This window comes from Anaerovibrio sp., from assembly GCF_045637405.1.
Classification (GTDB): Bacteria; Bacillota; Negativicutes; order Selenomonadales; family Selenomonadaceae; genus Anaerovibrio.
Genome location: NZ_JAZTZI010000031.1, coordinates 1 through 1,168 on the forward strand (window position 1 = coordinate 1; position 1,168 = coordinate 1,168).

Genomic DNA, 1,168 nt, shown 5'->3' on the forward strand with positions numbered 1-1,168 from the left:
CATCCAAAAGATCAGAAACATCACAGTATTCCGGTGGTATGTAATCAGGGTTTCCCGTCTGAGAATCATATACTGCAAATAACACCCCAGGTGCCGTAGCTCCTCTTAGCCCTATTTTTTCCTTTGAAGCCCCTTTTTCCACATATTTTTGAACTTCCAGAATAAGTTTCTTGGAAAACTTTTCCTTTTTTTGGGCTTTCTCCTCCAAGTAATTTAACGCCAAAAAATAATTCCTTATCTCCTGTTCCGGCTTTAGAAAATGCTGCCTTTCATCCTTATCTATAACCTCATCAACCTGCTGCTCCGAAAGGGGATTTCCCTCTATCCTGTTTGAGGCAAATGAACTCTTCTTTTTGGAAATTTTCCGCAATTTATCAACTATATTTTTTGACAGCTTAACAGAAGAAACCTTATATCGGTTTTTTTCTATATCCGTTATATATTTAAGTATTTCATTAGTCAAAATTACTCTCATCATGGCTAATTACCCCCGTAAATATTATACCAGTATATCCACTATTTTTTCACTATTTTTTCACTATTTTTCATTATCTCATCCCATTATAATTGTTTTCTTTATTTGGTTGCGCTGCGGATAATGGCTTCAGCCACTTCCTTAATGGTCTTGCGCTTGGCCATGCTGTATTTCTGAATCCTTTTATAGGCCTCTGATTCACTGATATTATGGGCATCCATCAGTATTGCCTTGGCCCGGTCCAAGGTCTTGCGCATTTCCAGACTATCCTTCACCTTAAAGAGCTCATCCTCCAGCCCCTGCATTTCCTGATACCGGGACATGGCCACTTCAATGGCCGGGAATAGATTAGCCTCCTGCACCGGCTTAACCAAATAGGCTTGAACTCCCGCCTCCGTGGCCCGCTTTACGAATTCCGGCTGGCTAAAGGCCGTCAGCAAGACCACTGGAGCAATTTTTTCCTTGGACAAGATTTTAGCGGCGGCTATGCCATCCATTTCCGGCATCTTTACATCAAAGATGCACAAATCCGGCTTGAGCTTTTTAGCCAGCTCCACTGCCTGGACACCATTAGCTGCCTCGCCTACCACTTGGTGGCCGGCTTCCTCCAAAAGCTCCCTCATATCCATACGAATTAGGGTTTCATCATCGGCAATGACAATTTTCAAGGGATTCATACTTACTCTCCTCCCA

At 42.6% G+C, this 1,168-nt stretch carries 2 protein-coding genes; both read right to left on the reverse strand.

Annotation, left to right across the window (positions count from 1 at the left end):
* Positions 1–478 (reverse strand): hypothetical protein (locus tag ACKI5G_RS02380; RefSeq protein ID WP_407397297.1); only part of this gene is annotated, 478 nt, incomplete at its 3' end.
* 98 nt (positions 479–576) lie between these two features.
* Positions 577–1,152, reverse strand: a complete 576-nt coding sequence (locus tag ACKI5G_RS02385; protein ID WP_407397299.1) for an ANTAR domain-containing response regulator — start codon at positions 1,150–1,152, stop codon at positions 577–579.
* Positions 1,153–1,168 lie beyond the last annotated feature (16 nt).

Bases quoted from the DNA above. Each gene is read 5' to 3' on its own strand.
- ACKI5G_RS02385 (WP_407397299.1), bottom strand. From the start codon at position 1,152: ATGAATCCCTTGAAAATTGTCATTGCCGATGATGAAACCCTAATTCGT.